General features: G+C 47.9%; 15 protein-coding genes. 9 read left to right on the top strand and 6 right to left on the bottom strand.

Annotation, left to right across the window (positions count from 1 at the left end; all coding sequences use genetic code 11):
* Positions 1–395 (bottom strand): IS1595 family transposase (locus B0181_RS07740; RefSeq protein ID WP_143821559.1); only part of this gene is annotated, 395 nt, incomplete at its 3' end.
* 52 nt (positions 396–447) lie between these two features.
* On the opposite strand from B0181_RS07740, the gene B0181_RS07735 reads away from it, so the two are divergent.
* Positions 448–1,116, top strand: a complete 669-nt coding sequence (locus B0181_RS07735) for a tetratricopeptide repeat protein (protein ID WP_078276943.1) — start codon at positions 448–450, stop codon at positions 1,114–1,116.
* Between the two features lie 262 nt (positions 1,117–1,378).
* On the opposite strand, the gene B0181_RS07730 is transcribed toward B0181_RS07735, so the two are convergent.
* Positions 1,379–2,182 (bottom strand): cytochrome C assembly family protein, encoded by an 804-nt coding sequence (locus tag B0181_RS07730; RefSeq protein ID WP_078276942.1) that lies wholly within the window; start codon positions 2,180–2,182, stop codon positions 1,379–1,381.
* Between the two features lie 407 nt (positions 2,183–2,589).
* Between B0181_RS07730 and ffh the strand changes: the two genes are divergently transcribed.
* From ffh to sodA, 8 genes are all read left to right on the top strand, one after another.
* Complete coding sequence (gene ffh, locus B0181_RS07725; RefSeq protein WP_078276941.1) at positions 2,590–4,131, top strand: signal recognition particle protein; 1,542 nt, start codon at positions 2,590–2,592, stop codon at positions 4,129–4,131.
* Between the two features lie 123 nt (positions 4,132–4,254).
* Positions 4,255–4,986 (top strand): tRNA (adenosine(37)-N6)-threonylcarbamoyltransferase complex dimerization subunit type 1 TsaB, encoded by a 732-nt coding sequence (gene tsaB, locus B0181_RS07720; RefSeq protein WP_078276940.1) that lies wholly within the window; start codon positions 4,255–4,257, stop codon positions 4,984–4,986.
* 250 nt (positions 4,987–5,236) lie between these two features.
* Positions 5,237–6,079: an undecaprenyl-diphosphate phosphatase gene (locus tag B0181_RS07715; RefSeq protein WP_078276939.1), complete on the top strand. Its 843-nt coding sequence runs from the start codon at positions 5,237–5,239 to the stop codon at positions 6,077–6,079.
* A gap of 57 nt (positions 6,080–6,136) precedes the next feature.
* Positions 6,137–6,979: a class I SAM-dependent methyltransferase gene (locus B0181_RS07710; RefSeq protein WP_078276938.1), complete on the top strand. Its 843-nt coding sequence runs from the start codon at positions 6,137–6,139 to the stop codon at positions 6,977–6,979.
* Positions 6,980–7,108: 129 nt separating this feature from the next.
* A complete protein-coding gene (locus tag B0181_RS07705; RefSeq protein WP_078276937.1) occupies positions 7,109–7,426 on the top strand; it encodes a hypothetical protein in 318 nt (105 codons plus the stop codon).
* A 124-nt stretch (positions 7,427–7,550) separates the two neighbouring features.
* Positions 7,551–8,495, top strand: coding sequence for a 4-hydroxybenzoate octaprenyltransferase (gene ubiA / locus B0181_RS07700; protein WP_078276936.1), 945 nt, complete (start codon positions 7,551–7,553; stop codon positions 8,493–8,495).
* 383 nt (positions 8,496–8,878) lie between these two features.
* Entirely contained in the window at positions 8,879–9,367 is a 489-nt protein-coding gene (locus tag B0181_RS07695) for a GAF domain-containing protein (protein WP_078276935.1), read from the top strand.
* Between the two features lie 162 nt (positions 9,368–9,529).
* Positions 9,530–10,144 carry a superoxide dismutase [Mn] gene (gene sodA / locus B0181_RS07690; RefSeq protein ID WP_078276934.1) on the top strand — a complete coding sequence of 205 codons (615 nt, stop codon included), beginning with the start codon at positions 9,530–9,532 and terminating at the stop codon, positions 10,142–10,144.
* Positions 10,145–10,296: 152 nt separating this feature from the next.
* On the opposite strand, the gene mnmC1 is transcribed toward sodA, so the two are convergent.
* From mnmC1 to lon, 4 genes are all read right to left on the bottom strand, one after another.
* Positions 10,297–12,333 (bottom strand): FAD-dependent 5-carboxymethylaminomethyl-2-thiouridine(34) oxidoreductase MnmC1, encoded by a 2,037-nt coding sequence (mnmC1, locus tag B0181_RS07685; protein WP_158078951.1) that lies wholly within the window; start codon positions 12,331–12,333, stop codon positions 10,297–10,299.
* Positions 12,330–12,635: a YciI family protein gene (locus tag B0181_RS07680; protein WP_078276932.1), complete on the bottom strand. Its 306-nt coding sequence runs from the start codon at positions 12,633–12,635 to the stop codon at positions 12,330–12,332. Before B0181_RS07680 ends, mnmC1 begins: the two co-directional genes overlap by 4 nt.
* Before the next feature lie 118 nt (positions 12,636–12,753).
* Positions 12,754–13,365: an inner membrane-spanning protein YciB gene (locus B0181_RS07675; protein ID WP_078276931.1), complete on the bottom strand. Its 612-nt coding sequence runs from the start codon at positions 13,363–13,365 to the stop codon at positions 12,754–12,756.
* A gap of 162 nt (positions 13,366–13,527) precedes the next feature.
* Entirely contained in the window at positions 13,528–15,969 is a 2,442-nt protein-coding gene (lon, locus tag B0181_RS07670; RefSeq protein ID WP_078276930.1) for an endopeptidase La, read from the bottom strand.
* Positions 15,970–16,013: the final 44 nt, after the last annotated feature.

Below are 16,013 nucleotides of genomic sequence, written 5' to 3'. Positions count from 1 at the left end.
TCTGTGTAGACAATGCTATCAGGCTTGATTTTACTTGTGATAATTGGCATTAGTGTATTTGTCTTAGTATCTTTAACAACAACAGTGTAAACTTTATCATTGCGTTTTAATAAACCAAATACAGCAGTCTTGCCAGCTGCACCACGACCACGTTTGCCTTTACGAATACCGCCGAAGTAACTTTCATCAAGCTCTACTTCACCGTCAAAAACAGTGTTGGCTTCAAGAGCTAAGTGATATTCTATCACAAGGCGGATTTTGTGGTAAAAAAGGGCTGCTGAATTAGGGTGAATACCCAGTAAATCAGCTGCACTTCTAGCAGTAACTTCGAGTACAAAAAATTCAAGCAGTCTTTTTTGAACTTTTTTACTTAGTTTACAATGGGTTATCTTCATAAAACTAGTATAACATGGTTGTTATTCTAGTACAGCCCCTAATCTTGGTATCATGTATTACAATGGCGAAGGCGTACGCCAAGATTACACCAAAGCTGTAGAATGGTACACCAAAGCCGCCAATCAAGGTGATGCGGGTGCGCAGTATAATCTTGGTATCATGTATGATCAAGGTCAAGGCGTACACCAAGACTATATTAAAGCGCATGAATGGTACACCAAAGCCGCCAATCAAGGCTATGCAGAGGCGCAAAATAATCTTGGCGTGCTGTATGCTGAAGGCAAAGGCGTGCGCCAAGACTATGCCAAAGCTGCAGAATGGTACACCAAAGCCGCCAATCAAGGTTATGCAGGTGCGCAATATAATCTTGGTTTGATGTATGCTGAAGGCAAAGGCGTACGCCAAGATTATAAAAAAGCCGTAGAATGGTACACCAAAGCCGCCAATCAAGACTATGCGGATGCGCAAAATAATCTTGGTTTGATGTATGTTGAAGGCGAAGGCGTACGCCAAGACTATGCCAAAGCGCGTGAATGGTATTTAAAAGCCGCGGCGCAAAATTTTGCGCAGGCGCAATTTAATTTGGGTACTTTGTACTATAATGGTCAAGGCGTACGCCAAGATTATCACGCCGCCAAAGAGTGGCTTGGTAAAGCCTGTGATAATGGTTATCAAGGTGGCTGTGATGAATATCGTAAGCTCAATCAGCGTGGGTATTGATACGTCTTTATATATGATAAAACCCATCACACGATGGGTTTTGTTTTTGATGGGGTGTGATTTTTTTTCGTTCGCCCTGAGCTTGTCGAAGGGTTGAACTGGTAAAGGCTTGAGCTTAAAAAACCGCTCATGGTTCGACAGGCTCACCACGAACGGTTTTTTTGGGGTTTATCGTTTGGAATGTTGGGTTTTCGCAAGCTCAACCCAACTTACGGATTATCACGAACCCAACTTACAGTTTTTCACGAAATCAATTTCTAATTTACACCAAAAATTCCAGCACAAACTTACTGCCCACAAAGCCAATCGCCAGCAGGATAAAGCCATAAATCGCAAAGTTTGCCGCACGTTTACCACGCCAGCCCGCCAGATAATGCCCAGCGATAAACACGCCAAACACCACCCAGCTGAGCGCACTAAATAAGAGCTTATGCGCAACGTGCTGTGCAACGACATCATAAGTCGCCAAAAGCCCCAAGCCCAGCGCAATGCTTAAAATCACAAAACCCAGCAAAATCATATCAAACAGCAGGCTTTCCATGCTTTGCAGGCTTGGCAGCTTACTCACCCAAAAGCGGTGAATGGTTTTGTGCTTGAGTTCGCGGATTTGTAGGCGCAGGATAATCGCTTGCACCGCCGCCATCAAAAGCACGCAATACGCCGCAAAAGACAGCAAAATATGCACCTGCAGCAGCGTGCTTAGCTCAGTCAGCGGCTGATAATGCGCCTTGCCAAACACATCGCCAAAATAGCCGATGGACACACCAATCAATGCCGTGGGTGCAGCCAGCACGCCAAGACTTAAAATCGGACGGTATAAACTAAAAATGATAAAAAACACCAAGAAAAATAGGCTAATCAGGCTTAGGGTGTTATAAATATTAAAATTCAAGCCGTGCAAGGTGATGATTTGTGGCACAATCAAAAAACCGTGCAAAATCGCACCGCAAATCAGCATACCGAGCAGTACAGGGCGTTTGATGGGTGTTTTTTTAACGAGTTTGCAATAGGCATTCACGCCAATGCCAAGATAAAATAACACGGTGAGCAAATAAACAATCAGCACGGTTTTCTCTTTTTAATTTTTTAATAAATTTGCTAGGTTTTGCGCCAAATTCGCCCAGTTTTCCATTGATGAATTGACGGATTTTCACGTTGTCAATTTTGCCAAACGATTTTTGCTAAGCGGTTTTTACCAAGCGGTTTTACCAAATAGTTTTTACCAAGCAGTTTTGGGCTGGTTGGTAAATGGGTGTGCTTGGCTGGGCGTGGCAAGTTTAAAACGTTGGCTTGAAACTTGATTGCAAACGCTGCTAAAAATTTGGCAGTTTTTATGATGATTTTACCCAGCTTGCACGAAGTTTGGCGTTTTCAAATGGTAATTGGGTGCAAATAATTGTATAATAGCAAAATTTATCCCCTTTTTATAGGGTGAAACGATTAAATTTATCATTTATTGACGCTGGAAAACTTATGTTTGATACCCTAACCGAACGACTGTCAGGCAGCTTGCGCAACATCGCAGGCACAGGTCAGCTGACCGAAGATAACATCAAAGACACGCTGCGTGAAGTGCGCATGGCGCTTTTAGAAGCGGACGTGGCATTGCCTGTGGCGCGTGAATTTGTGGCGAAGGTCAAAGAACAAGCACTGGGTCAAGAAGTGCTAAAAGAGCTGCAGCCGGGGCAGGCGTTTGTAAAAATCGTCTATGATGAACTCACTGAGATGATGGGTTCGGCAAACCAAGCGCTAGAAATGACGGGCAAGCCGCCTGTGGTGTATTTGCTGGCAGGCTTGCAAGGCGCTGGTAAGACCACGACTGCAGGTAAACTTGCTAAGTTTTTACAAGAAAAACAAGGCAAAAAAGTCATGCTGGTGTCGGCAGACGTGTATCGCCCAGCGGCAATCCGCCAGCTTGAGCAGGTGGCAGGGCAAGTCAAGGCAAGCTTTATGCCGTCTAGCGCGGACGAAAATCCTATCGACATCGCGCGCCGTGCCATCGAGCAAGCTAAATTGCAATATCAAGACATTCTTATTATTGACACCGCTGGTCGCTTGGCGATTGACGAAGAAATGATGAATGAAATCAAGGCATTAACCGCAGCGGTGAACCCAAGCGAGACCTTGTTTGTCGTGGACAGTATGACAGGTCAAGACGCGGCAAACACCGCCAAGGCGTTTAATGATGCACTACCTTTGACAGGCGTGATTTTGACCAAGACGGACGGTGATGCGCGTGGCGGTGCGGCGCTTTCGGTGCGTGCGATTACTGGCAAGCCAATTAAGTTTTTGGGGCGTGGCGAGAAGCTTGACGCACTGGAGCTTTTCCACCCTGAGCGTATTGCCCAGCGTATTTTGGGCATGGGCGACGTGCTGTCTTTGGTGGAAGAAGTTGAGAGTAAGATTGACCGCGAGCAAGCCGAACGCATGGCGAAAAAGCTGCAAAAAGGCGGTGAATTTGACCTTGAGGACTTGCTCAATCAGTTCCAGCAGATGAAAAATCTTGGCGGTATGGCAGGATTTTTGGACAAAATGCCGGGCATGGGCGGTGTGGATTTACAAAAGGCGATGGACGAAGCCAAGCCTGAAGAAAAGGTGAAAGAAATGGAAGCGCTCATTCATTCTATGACACCGTTTGAGCGTCAAAATCCTGATAAAATCACCCCAAGCCGTAAGCGCCGTATCGCTGCAGGTTCGGGCAAGCAAATCCAAGACGTGAACCGCTTGCTTAAGCAGCACAAACAGATGGCGAAAATGATGAAAATGATCAGCCGTCCTGATGGGCTTGGCAAGATGATGAAAGCGGTGCAGGGCTTGGCAAAAGGTATGTCTGGCGGCGGCCCATTGTTTGGCAATAAAGGCGGCAATGATGGCGCGCCAAACATGGAAGAGATGAAGAAAAACATGGCGGCGATGGGACTTGACCCAAGCCAAATGCCGAGCGCAGAAGAAATGCAGCGCCAAATGCAAGCCATGCAACAAAATGGCGGTTTTCCGTTTAAAAAGCGTTTTTAATTGATTGATGGTTGTGAGCTGTGATGATTGCGGTGCGAAAGCTGGCTTAAAAGCTGGCTTAATAAGCGCAAAACCACAATCAGCACCGCCACAACCAAAACAGCAAAAAGTTAAGCCAAAACTATGTTAGTCGCCATTGAAACGGTGTTTGAGCAGTGTTCAGTCGCTGCGTGTCAAACCGAGCTAAAACCTACGCCAGCAAATCAAATAAACCCAGCAAATCCAGCGCCACAAGTGCTGGCAGTCGCCACCAAAGCAGGCAAACGTGGACAAACCGAAGATGTGCTACCCATGCTTGATGGTGTGCTGGCACAGGCAAATGCGCCCATCAGCGATGTGAGCATTTGGGCGTTTACACGTGGGCCGGGGGCGTTTAGCGGCATTCGCATTGGCACGGCAGTGGTGCAGGCGTTATCCGTTGCCAATGGTGTGCCGTGCGTGGGCGTGTCCAGCCTTGCGCTTTTGGCGGATACGGCACGAGTTTTGCACGATTTGGCGGACGGCACACGCATCGCTGCAGTGATGGACGCGCGCCAAGAGCAGGTGTATTTGGGCGAGTTTGTCATCAAAGATGGGCAAATTACAGCAAATGCCGATGGCGAAGCCTGTGAGCGACTGCTGGATTATCAAGGTGTGGTAAATGCCGATGTAGTGGTGGGCGATGGCGCAAATTTGGTGAAATTCGCCAATGAAAATGCGCAGGTGCTGGACGTTCACCCTGATGCGGCGGATTTGACACGCCTTGCGTTGTACCAATTTGCCCGTGAAGGCGGTGTGTCTGCCGAAAATGCGCTGCCTGTGTATCTGCGCAATAACGCTTGGAAAACTTTGGCAGAACAAGGCAAAAAGTCTTAAAATTTAAGAAAAATTTGGCGTGTTTGGTGAGATTTGTTTGTGAAATTTTGCCAAGTTCGCCAAGTTTATCGGCTTGTTAATTTGTGAAACTTGTTGCCAAATTAGCCAAATTAACTAAAGCGTAACCGCTTATCGCTTGATAGTTTTGTGATTGCCTTGTTGCCAAAAAACCAAAGCCACTAAAACCATTTTCCAACCCAAATCTACAACCAAAAAACCAACACCCAAAATAACAAAAAAGAGAACATTTGTGGACATTTTACTGCTAATCAAAGCCGCCATCATGGGCATTGTTGAAGGCATTGCTGAGTTTTTGCCGATTTCTAGCACAGGCTATCTGATTTTGTCAGGCGATGTGCTGGATTTTTGGACGAAAAATAAGCGTGATTTGTTCATCGTGTTTATCCAGCTGGGTGCGATTTTGGCGGTGATTTATGATTATTGGGGCAGGCTGTGGAATGCTTTTGTGGGGCTTTTGACAGGCAAGGCAGCAGGGCTTGAAAATCCGCGCGGTCTGGGCATTGCGCTGATTGTGGCGACTTTACCTGTGATGGTGGTGGGCTTTTTGTTGGCGGATTTTATCACCAGTTCGCTGTTTCACCCTTTGGTGGTGGCAGCCATGCTTATTATCGGTGCGCTGCTCATCATGTATGTGGAGAAAAACCCAAAGCCTGCCAAATATGCCGAAGCGGAGAATATCAGCCTAAAAACCGCGCTGTTGATTGGTTTGTGCCAGTGTCTTGCGCTCATTCCGGGAATGTCTCGTTCTGGCTCGACCATCATCGGTGCGCTGTGGCTTGGCACATCACGCAAGGCAGCGACTGAGTTTTCGTTCTTTTTGGGCATTCCTGTGATTGTGGGCGCAGCACTGCTTGATTTGCTGGGCAAAAAAGACGTGCTACAGACGAGTGAAGATTGGGCGGTGCTTGGCGTGGGGACGCTGGTGTCGTTTGTGGTGGCGCTGCTGTGCATTCGTTTGATGGTGGCGTGGGTTTCTAAAAAGGACTTTATGATTTTTGCGTGGCTGCGCATTGCGACTGGCGTTGTGGTGTTGCTGGCGTATTTTGTGTTTGGTTATCAAATTCAAGGCTGATACTCAGCAAAACAATCCGCCAATGCGCACGATAAGTCTTTGAAAAGTAAAGTATTTATGAAGGTTTTTGTCATCGGCACTAAAGACGACACGCCAGTTTTTCAAGCATTGCAAGCCATCAATGATGAGCAAGGCTTAGGGCTGGATTTATCGTTTACCGAGCTTGCCAAGATGAGCGATAAATACATCAGTTATTTTTATCAAGACCGCATCTCTCAAAACGATGACAGCCAAAACGATGACAGCCAAACGCCCATCATCGCCATAATCAAAGGTGCGCCCACGCTGATTCAGATGGATAATCACGCCATCATCAAATCGCATCTAAATTGGCAGTCGCTGACGCAGCGCATCGTCAGTGCAGGGCGTAAGTCTGAGCTGGTGTTGCAGGCGTGCAAATTGACGGCGCAGATGAGCGTGATTGATGGCACGGCAGGTTTTGGGCATGATGGTTTGATTTTGGCAAGCAGCGGCGCAAGCGTGCTGATGGTGGAGCAAAACCCTGTGATGGCGCTGCTTTTGCACCACGAACACGCCAAAATGCACGCCAATCCAAACTGGCACAAACTACTACAACGCATCACAATTCGCCATCAAAATTTTCTGTGCGCAGAGTTTACCCAAACTTTACACAAGGCGGATGTGGTGTATCTTGATCCGATGTTTCCGTCTGAAAGCTATTCGGCGAAAGTGGGCAAAAATATGCAGATTTTGCACAAACTTGCCGCACCGCCAAGTGCTGATGATGAAGCGCAGTTTTTTAAAATGGCGCAAAATTGCTTGGCACAGGGCGGTAAAATCGTGGTGAAGCGTCCGTTGTCCGCACCGTTTTTGGCACAGCGAACACCCAGTCAAAGCATTGCCAATGACGCCATTCGCTTTGATCGTTATGATGGTTGATGGGTTTGGTTTTTTGGCCGAGTTTGTAAAATTTGCCAAACTCAACCACAAATCACTAATCCAGTCGTGCAATTTCAGCACTGATAACGATAATTCACAACAATCACCGATAATAAAAAGGAAGATAAAATGCGCCTTGAATATGTGTTGTTTGCCATTGTGCTGCTGCTTTTTATCAACAGTTTTTCCTTAAAAAGACAATACCAGCGCCTGTGGCTGGCGATGGATAAGACAAAATACATCGCGCGGTATCGTGAGCTGCTTGCTCAAAAGCAAAATCAAGCGCACGCGGTGAAGGCTTTGCGCCAAGAATATCCTGAGCTTGGACTCATGCAAGCGGTGGAAATCAGTCAGCTTGCCATTCAAAATACCGCCAAAACAGACGCTGCCAATCAAGCCGCCAACCAAACCAACAGTCAAGCAACCAGTCAAAATTTAGACAAATAACCGTCAGGCGTTTGCTAAATTCATCACTGATAAAAAATCATTGATGACATCCTTAATAAAAAACGCTTATCAATTTTAGCCAGTTCAAATTTAACCCTTTTAAAGTCCCAAGCAAAACACCGCCATGACTAAGCAAACCACCCACATGACCGCCAAAGACAAGCTCATCGCATGGCTACAGCTCACTCGTTTTGATAAGCCTGTGGGAACGGAGCTTTTGCTGTATCCGACTTTATGGGCGCTGTTTTTGGCAAATTTTGGCGTGCATGGTGATTTTCCGAGCGTCAAGCTGATTGTCGTATTTACGCTTGGGGCGGTGCTGATGCGTGCGGCTGGCTGTGCGATTAACGATTTTGCCGACCGTAAAGTAGATGGCAAAGTTAAGCGCACCAAAGACAGACCGCTTGCCGATGGCAGGCTGTCGGCACGCACGGCAGTGGCGACTTTTATCGGTTTGTCGCTTTTGTCGGCGTGTTTGCTGTTTTTCCTGCCTGTGAGTGTGTTTTATTGGGCGATTGTGGCGGTGCTTTTGGCGTTTATTTATCCGTTTATGAAGCGTTACACGCATTTGCCGCAAGTGGTGCTGGCGGCGGCGTTTGGCTGGGCGGTGCCGATGGCGTATGTGGCGGTGTTTGCCGAAGCGGGGCAAAATCCTGCGCCTGATGTGTGGGGCTGGGTGGTGTTTGCGGCGTATATGTGCTGGACGGTGGCGTACGATACCGCCTATGCGATGTGCGACCGTGATGACGATGTGAAAATTGGCGTAAAATCCACAGCGATTTTATTTGGTAAATATGACGTGGCGATGATTATGCTGCTCAACGCCATTTTTGTGGTGCTGATGATGGCGGTGCTGTGGCATTATTTTGCACCTCTGTGTTTTGCATCATTGCTGCTGTGGATTTTGTTTGCGAGTTTGGCTGCTTATTATGTGTGCCAGTATCATCAGATTAAAACGCGCGACCGCTTGCAATGCTTTGCCGCCTTTAAAAGCAGTGTGTGGGTGGGGCGAGTGCTGTTTTTGTGCGTGGTGTTGCTGGTGTTTTTGGCGCGGTTTAAGACGATGTAAAGACGGCATAATGATGGCGTAAAGCAATTTTCAATCTTGGGCGAAATGGTGATTTATAAATTGGGTTGAATGAAACGAAAACTCGACATTTGGCATGGCATTCATCTAAAAATGCTGGGTTACGCTTCGCTCACCCAACTTACAGATATGGTTTTTCCCGTTCGCCCTGAGTCTGTCGAAGGTTCGAATTTGAGAAGGATTTGCAAAAACCGCCATGGTTCGACAGGCTCACCACGAATGGTTTTTGAGCGGTTTTGCATGAAATGACGGTTTGTCGTTTGGAATGCCGGATTACGCTTCGCTAACCCAACCCGCATTTTATCCCTAGTTCAACCTACAATTTACCCTTAATTTAACTCACAACAAAAACACGGAACGCACTCATGCACACACTTCGCATTTCTACGAGCGACAAAGCCGCCATTTATCAAGAAATCCTGCCGCAAATTCGTGCCATCATTGCAGATGAGCGCAATTTAATCGCCAATCTTGCCAATACTGCTGCCATCTTAAAAGAAGCGTTCGGCTGGCTGTGGGTTGGCTTTTATTTGGTTGATGAGCGCGATAATACGCTCGTACTTGCGCCATTTCAAGGACCGCTGGCTTGTACGCGTATTGCGTATGGGCGTGGCGTGTGCGGGCAGGCGTGGAAGTCGCAGCAGACCATCGTGGTGCCAGATGTCAATGCGCACCCAGATCATATCGCTTGCTCGTCTTTGTCGCAATCAGAAATTGTCGTGCCTTTATTTGATAGCGCGCGCCGCTGTGTGGGCGTGCTGGACGTGGACGCTGATACATTGGCGCAGTTTGATGAGATTGATGCGCAGTATTTGGGAGAATTGGCGCAAATGTTGCAGCCGCTTTTTGGGTGATTTTCATTGATGTTTTATTGGCGGCGGCGCAGCGATTTGCCAAGAAATACACATTTTCTTACTTTGCGCCCTTGAATTTTTGGGCAAAACACTCTATATTGAAAGAACAAGCGATTGCTTGTTGATTTTCATTCTAATTCATTTTCAACCAAGGATATTATCATGGCATACACTCTACCAGAGCTTGGCTACGCATATGACGCACTAGAGCCGCATTTTGACAAAGAAACAATGGAAATTCACCATTCACGCCACCATCAAGCCTATGTAAATAACGCAAACGCAGCGCTAGAAGGCACTGAGTGGGCGGACAAAACGGCTGAAGAAGTTATTGCAAATCTTGACAAATTGCCAGCAGATAAGCAAACTGCCGTGCGCAACAACGCAGGCGGTCATGCCAACCACAGCCTATTTTGGTCAGTGCTAAAAACTGGCACAACGCTTGGTGGCAGCCTAAAAGACGCCATCGTGCGTGATTTTGGTTCGGTAGAAGCCTTCCAAGAGCAATTTGAAAAAGCAGCGCAAACTCGCTTTGGTTCTGGCTGGGCGTGGCTTGTGAAGCAAGGCGACAAATTGGCAGTGGTTTCAACCGCCAACCAAGACAGCCCATTGATGGGTACAGCGGTGGCAGGCTGCGAAGGTACGCCAATCATCGGTCTTGACGTGTGGGAGCACGCTTACTACCTAAAATACCAAAACAAGCGCCCAGATTACATCAAGGCGTTTTGGAGCGTGGTAAACTGGGACGAAGCCCAAAAACGCTTTGACAATGCGTAATTCACACAATTAGTGTGGTTTGTAAGTTGGCAAATGTTAAATTACCACTGATAAATCACAGTTAAGATAAAAAACGCTCAGCAGTCGTTGAGCGTTTTTTGTTGGGTTTTTAAAAGTTTCTTTTTTGTTTGTTTTGTTTGCAAGTTTGCAGATTAGCAATTATCCGTAAGCGGCGTTTGCAGGCGTGGGCGGGCAGGCGAGAGCTTGGCAAGCAAGTCATCGTCAATCGGCAAGACTTCATCGCACAGCAGTGCTGCCATGATTTGAGCGCACAAAGGCGCAAAGCTAAAACCTTTTGAACCCATGCCATACAAGGCGTAGCGGTGCTGAGAGCCTGCAATTTGCCCAACTAAAGGGTGATAATCTGGCGTTTGCGCGCGAATGCTGGCACGACCGCCAAGTTCATCAACCTTTATATCAAGCGCTTGGGCGTACTCTGGCAAAGCGTGCGTGAATTTTTGTAGATTGAATTCATGCTCGTCCGTGCGCACGTCCGTGTCGGTGCGGTTGCGTACAAAACTTGCGCCAATCAGCAGAGTTTGCGCACCGTTTTCTGAAAAAGCTGCACAATAGCCATCGTATTTGATGGGCGTACTTGGCAAATGCGCCGCTCGCCCATCGTGCTGCGCCACATTCAGCCACGACACTTGCCCACGAATTTTACGGCAATTAAACACATCGGCAAGCAAATGACTTTCAAAACCTGCGCAGATGATGGCTTTATCGGCACAGATGATTTGTGAGCTGTCCGTCAGGCGCACGCCATCGTCATGCTCTTGAATGTCAGTGATGGCAGCTTTTACAAAGTGAATGTGCGGGTGGGCTAGGATTTTTGCTGCCAGATTTTTGGGACTGACAAGACCTGCGCTTGGCACGATGGCATTGATGGCGTGGGCGGAAAAAGGCTTGTCATCAAGGCTGTAAATCAGCTCGTCTGGATAATCCGCCACCAAAGCGTGCAGTTTGTCGCTGCTTTTTTGGGTGGGCAGTAAAAAATCCATCACGCCTGTTTGGGTGAAAATTGGCGCAGGGGTTTTGGTAGAGTTTTCGGCAAGATTTTTGGTGCTTTGGGTGGATTTGCAAAGATTGTCAGAATTACAAACCGTCTGGTCGGTTTTGTCTTGATAAGCGTCATCAAGAGTGTTGTCATCTTGCCAATTAACACCATTCAGCCAGCGATAAAAACGCTCAGCAAATAAAAAACTTACCGTAGGCAAATGCGAATGTGCGCCATCAAGCAGGCTGAGCTTGGGCGCAAGTAGGGCGCGCGGATTGCCAGACGCACCTGCGATGGGTGCGCTTTTGTCAATAAGCGTGATTTTTATGCCACGCTGCGCCAATGCCAGAGCGGTGCATAAGCCACTAACGCCTGCACCAACGATGGCGACGTGATTTGGTCGGTGTTTTATTTCGGTGCGCTCGCTGCTGGATTCGGCGGGCAAGTGCGCAGTGAGCATTTCACGCTTACGCCCAAAGCCTTTTTGCTTGACAGGGATAAAACCAGCTGCCGCCAAGCCACGCCGCACAAAGCCTGCAGCGGTGAAAGTCGCTAATGTGGCGTCAGGACGACTGGCGTTTTTGAGCGTTAAAAACAGCTCATCAGACCATAAATCGCTGTTTTTACTTGGCGCAAAACCGTCCAAAAACCATGCGTCTACCTTACCGCCATTGGCACGCCCAAAGGTGCGCAGGCTGTCGGTGGCGTCGCCCAGCCATAAATCCAGCGTGATGTCATCGGCAATCAATAAGCGATGACAGCCCGCCATCGGCAAAGGATATTGGGCAATCAGCGCATCAATAAACGGCGTAAGCTGTGGTAAATGTGTGCGCCATGCGGCTAGGGCGTGGCGCAAATCGTCTTTGGTGAGTGGGAATTTTTCGGTGCTGACAAAGTGCAGGCGTGTACGTGCGGCAAGCTGTCCGCAGGATTTGAGCGTTTGCCAAAGCTCGCAGAGCGCGAGAAAATTTAAGCCTGTGCCAAAGCCCGTTTCACCGACCGTGAAAGTCTTGCCAGTCGCCAAGTTTGCCAAGCGTTCTAGCAGGCGATTACCTTGTAAAAACACATAGCGGCTTTCGTCAAGTCCACCTGCGTGCGAAAAATACACGTCATCAAAGGTAGGCGAAAAAGGCGTAACTTGACCGCTGTGATCGGTTTGCCAGTGGATTTTGGCAGGGCTGACGGCGCTCATTCTGCGGCAGGTTTTGGTAGGGCTTGGATAAAGGGCTTGACGTCCACATGGCTGTACACGCCAGCGTGCAAATACGGCTCGTCCGCCACCCATGCTTTGGCAGCGTCCAAATCATCAAAATGCGCAATCACCACACTGCCACTCATGGCAGGTTCGCCGTGCGCGATGGGTGTTGGGCCTGCGACCACAAGGCGATTTTGGGCATCTAAGGCTGCTAGGCGCTCGATGTGTGCTGGGCGTGCGGCAAGGCGTTTTTCGCTGCTGTCTGCGGTGTCGTGTCCAATGATGACAAATAAAGGCATGGTTTTTCCTTGATTGAGTTGGTCTGATTTGGTTGGCTTAATTTAGAGAAATTGGGTGAATTGACTGGATTAAAGCGGCTTAAATTTGCGTTTTTAATGCGTCAATCACACTTATTCATCATTGTTCTTTTAAATTCAAATGTTTACGCAAGACAAACAGCATGGTGATGATAAAAACAAACATCACAATCATATCGCCAAAAGCGGTAAAATCGCCCCAATATTTGCCGTCCATAAACACAAAAGCAAAAAATCCGTGCAGTGCCGCCATCAGCGCAAATAAGCCCGCCCACGCCAAATTAAGCCGTTGCCAGCCTGCTTTACTGAGCAGAAAAACGCTGCCAAACAGCTTTTGTACCGCAGGCTGTCGGTCTTTAAAAAACAGCGGTGAAGCCAACAAAGCAATGGCAAAACCTGCGTTAATCAAGATGGCTTTTAGGCGGATATAATAATCATCGCTCAAAAGCAGCGTTACGCCGCCAAATACCACCGTCATCAAAAGTATGAACCATTGCTGCTTTTCTAGGCGAAATTTTTGCTGCACAAACATCGCACCATAGACGATGATCATCGAGCCAATCAAGCCTGCGGTCGCAACCAAAATGTGGTTATTATCCACGCCAGCCGTGCCAATCAGGCGCAGCAAAGGGTGGTCGGTATCGGTGGGGCTGACGGTTTTGTACAGGTAGTAAAACACAATCAGCGGCACAAAATCAAGTAAGGATTTCATAAAGATTTATCAACTGGCGGTGGTTGGATGCGGACAACAACAAAAGGCAAGGCTTTTGTGGGTTTGTTTGGCTTGATGCTGCGTTTAATATTGCAATACATCAGCAAGCCTTGTTTGTGGGGTTTATACAAGCAAGTACAAACAAGGCTCACCAAATCGCCATTAGCTGCGCAAAGCCTTATCATCAGCGCGCGCGATGGCGGCGGCTGGCTTGAGCGGCATTGGCTTATCCACCAAGGCAGCCGCCAGCACTTCATCAATGCTTTCCACCGCTTGAATGGTTAAGCCTGCCTTGACATTGTCAGGAATATCCACCAAATCTCGCTCATTATCCTTTGGAATCAGCACCAAGCGAATGCCGCCACGGTGCGCTGCCAGCAGTTTTTCTTTAAGTCCGCCAATGCGCAAGACCTTGCCACGCAGCGTAACTTCACCAGTCATGGCGATGTCAGGGCGAATGGCAATGCCTGTGAACGCTGAGACGATGGCGGTTGTCAAGGCGATACCTGCCGAAGGGCCGTCTTTTGGCGTTGCACCTTCTGGCATATGAATGTGCAAATCGGTGTTTTTGAATTTTTCGTAATCCACGCCGAATTTCTCACCGTTGGCACGCACCACGCTCATCGCCGCACGAATCGATTCTTTCATCACATCGCCAAGTGAGCCTGTGAATAAAAGCTCGCCCTTGCCTTGCATGGTGGCAGATTCGATGGTCAAAAGCTCACCACCCACCGAAGTCCACGCAAGACCAGTGATACGACCGATTTCCGCTTCTTTTTCTGCCAAGCCGTAATCATAAGGTTTTACGCCAAGATAATCGCTGATGTTGGCATTATCCACGCTCACTTTTTCAATCACCACGCCTTTTTTAGGCTTGACACCGTGCGTTTCTACTTGCGCGCGCACCGCTTTACGGCTGATTTTGTTAATCTCACGCTCAAGATTACGCACACCAGCTTCACGCGTGTAATGACGAATGATACTGGTGATGGCTTCATCACTGATTTCCAGCTCGTCCGTTTTTAAGCCGTTTTGCTCAAGTGCTTTTGGCGTTAGGTAATTTTTGGCGATGCTCAGCTTTTCATCTTCGGTGTAGCCCGGCAAGCGAATCACTTCCATGCGGTCAAGCAGCGCAGGTGGAATGTTCATGCTGTTGGCGGTGCAGATGAACATCACTTGCGATAAGTCCAAATCCAAATCTAGATAATGGTCGTTAAAGCTGTTATTTTGTGATGGATCAAGCACTTCTAGCAATGCCGAAGCAGGGTCGCCACGAAAATCTTGCGCCATTTTATCAATTTCATCAAGCAAAAATAGCGGATTATTCACTTCTACTTTTGCCAAAGATTGCACCACTTTGCCGGGCATAGCACCGATATAAGTGCGGCGATGGCCACGAATTTCCGCTTCATCACGCACGCCGCCCAACGCCATGCGTACAAATTTACGTCCTGTGGCGCGCGCAATGCTCTCACCCAGCGAAGTTTTACCCACGCCCGGCGGGCCAACTAGGCATAAAATCGGGCCGCGCATTTTTTTGACGCGTGATTGCACCGCCAAATATTCCAAAATGCGGTCTTTGACATCGTCCAGCCCATAGTGGTCTTTGTCCAGCACTTCTTTGGCTTTGTCCAGATTGATGGCGACTTTGGTGGATTTTTGCCAAGGCGTATCCAAAATCCATTCCACATAGCCACGCACCACACTGGCTTCCGACGATGTGGCTGGCATCATTTTAAGTTTTTTAAATTCGCTTTCGGCTTTTTTGCGCACATCTTCTGGTAAATTTGCTTCTTTTAGGCGTTTTTCCAGCTCGCCATCTTCTTCATCAAAGCCGTCATTAAGATCAGAAAGCTCATTTTTAATGGCTTTCATTTTTTCGTTGAGAAAATATTCACGCTGATTATTTTCCATTTGTTTGCGCACAGTGTCTTGCAATTCATGCTCGATGGTGCGCTCGGCTTTGTTGCTCGTGAAATATTCGGTCAAGGCGGTGTAATAGCCTAGCACGTCGTCTTTTTCTAGGATTTGCTGCTTGTCTTCTAGCTTCATAGACACGCGCGTGGCGATGAAATAGATGAGTTCTAGCAGATTGTCAATGCGCTTGGCGACACGCACGATTTCTCGTGAATTGCGCAAGGTGCTTTCGGCATAATCGCTAAAAAAGTCCAGCAAAATCGCACGGTGCGCCGCCGCTTCATCGTCAGGCAGAGCGATGTCAATCGGCGCTTTGGTGATTTGCGCCATCAAAAACGGCTCGTCATTGATGCTGTCAATGCGCACACGCTCCAAGCCTTCAATCAGCACCTTTAGGCAATTTTCGTCCGAATCGTGCGGCATGGTGCTGATGATACGGCAAAGCGTACCGTGTTCGTACAGATTGTCCGCGCTGATTTCTTCGCTTAGCGAATCTTTTTGGGAAACGAGTACAATTTTGCCGTCAAATTCGTTTTGTGCAAGCTCCACTGCGGCGATGGATTGCTCACGGCCGACAAACAAAGCAAGCTGAGTTTGTGGATAAACCACCACATCACGCACGGCAAGCAGCGGCAGTTCGGCATCTTGTGGCAAGGTGTCAAAATCGTCTAAAAGTTTGGTTGTCATTGTCAAAGTCCTGACTGTAAATTTTAAGGGGCTGTAGTAGATCA

It is taken from the genome of Moraxella caviae (genome assembly GCF_002014985.1).
GTDB lineage: Bacteria > Pseudomonadota > Gammaproteobacteria > Pseudomonadales > Moraxellaceae > Moraxella > Moraxella caviae.
This window is presented reverse-complemented; position numbering and strand designations above follow the sequence as displayed.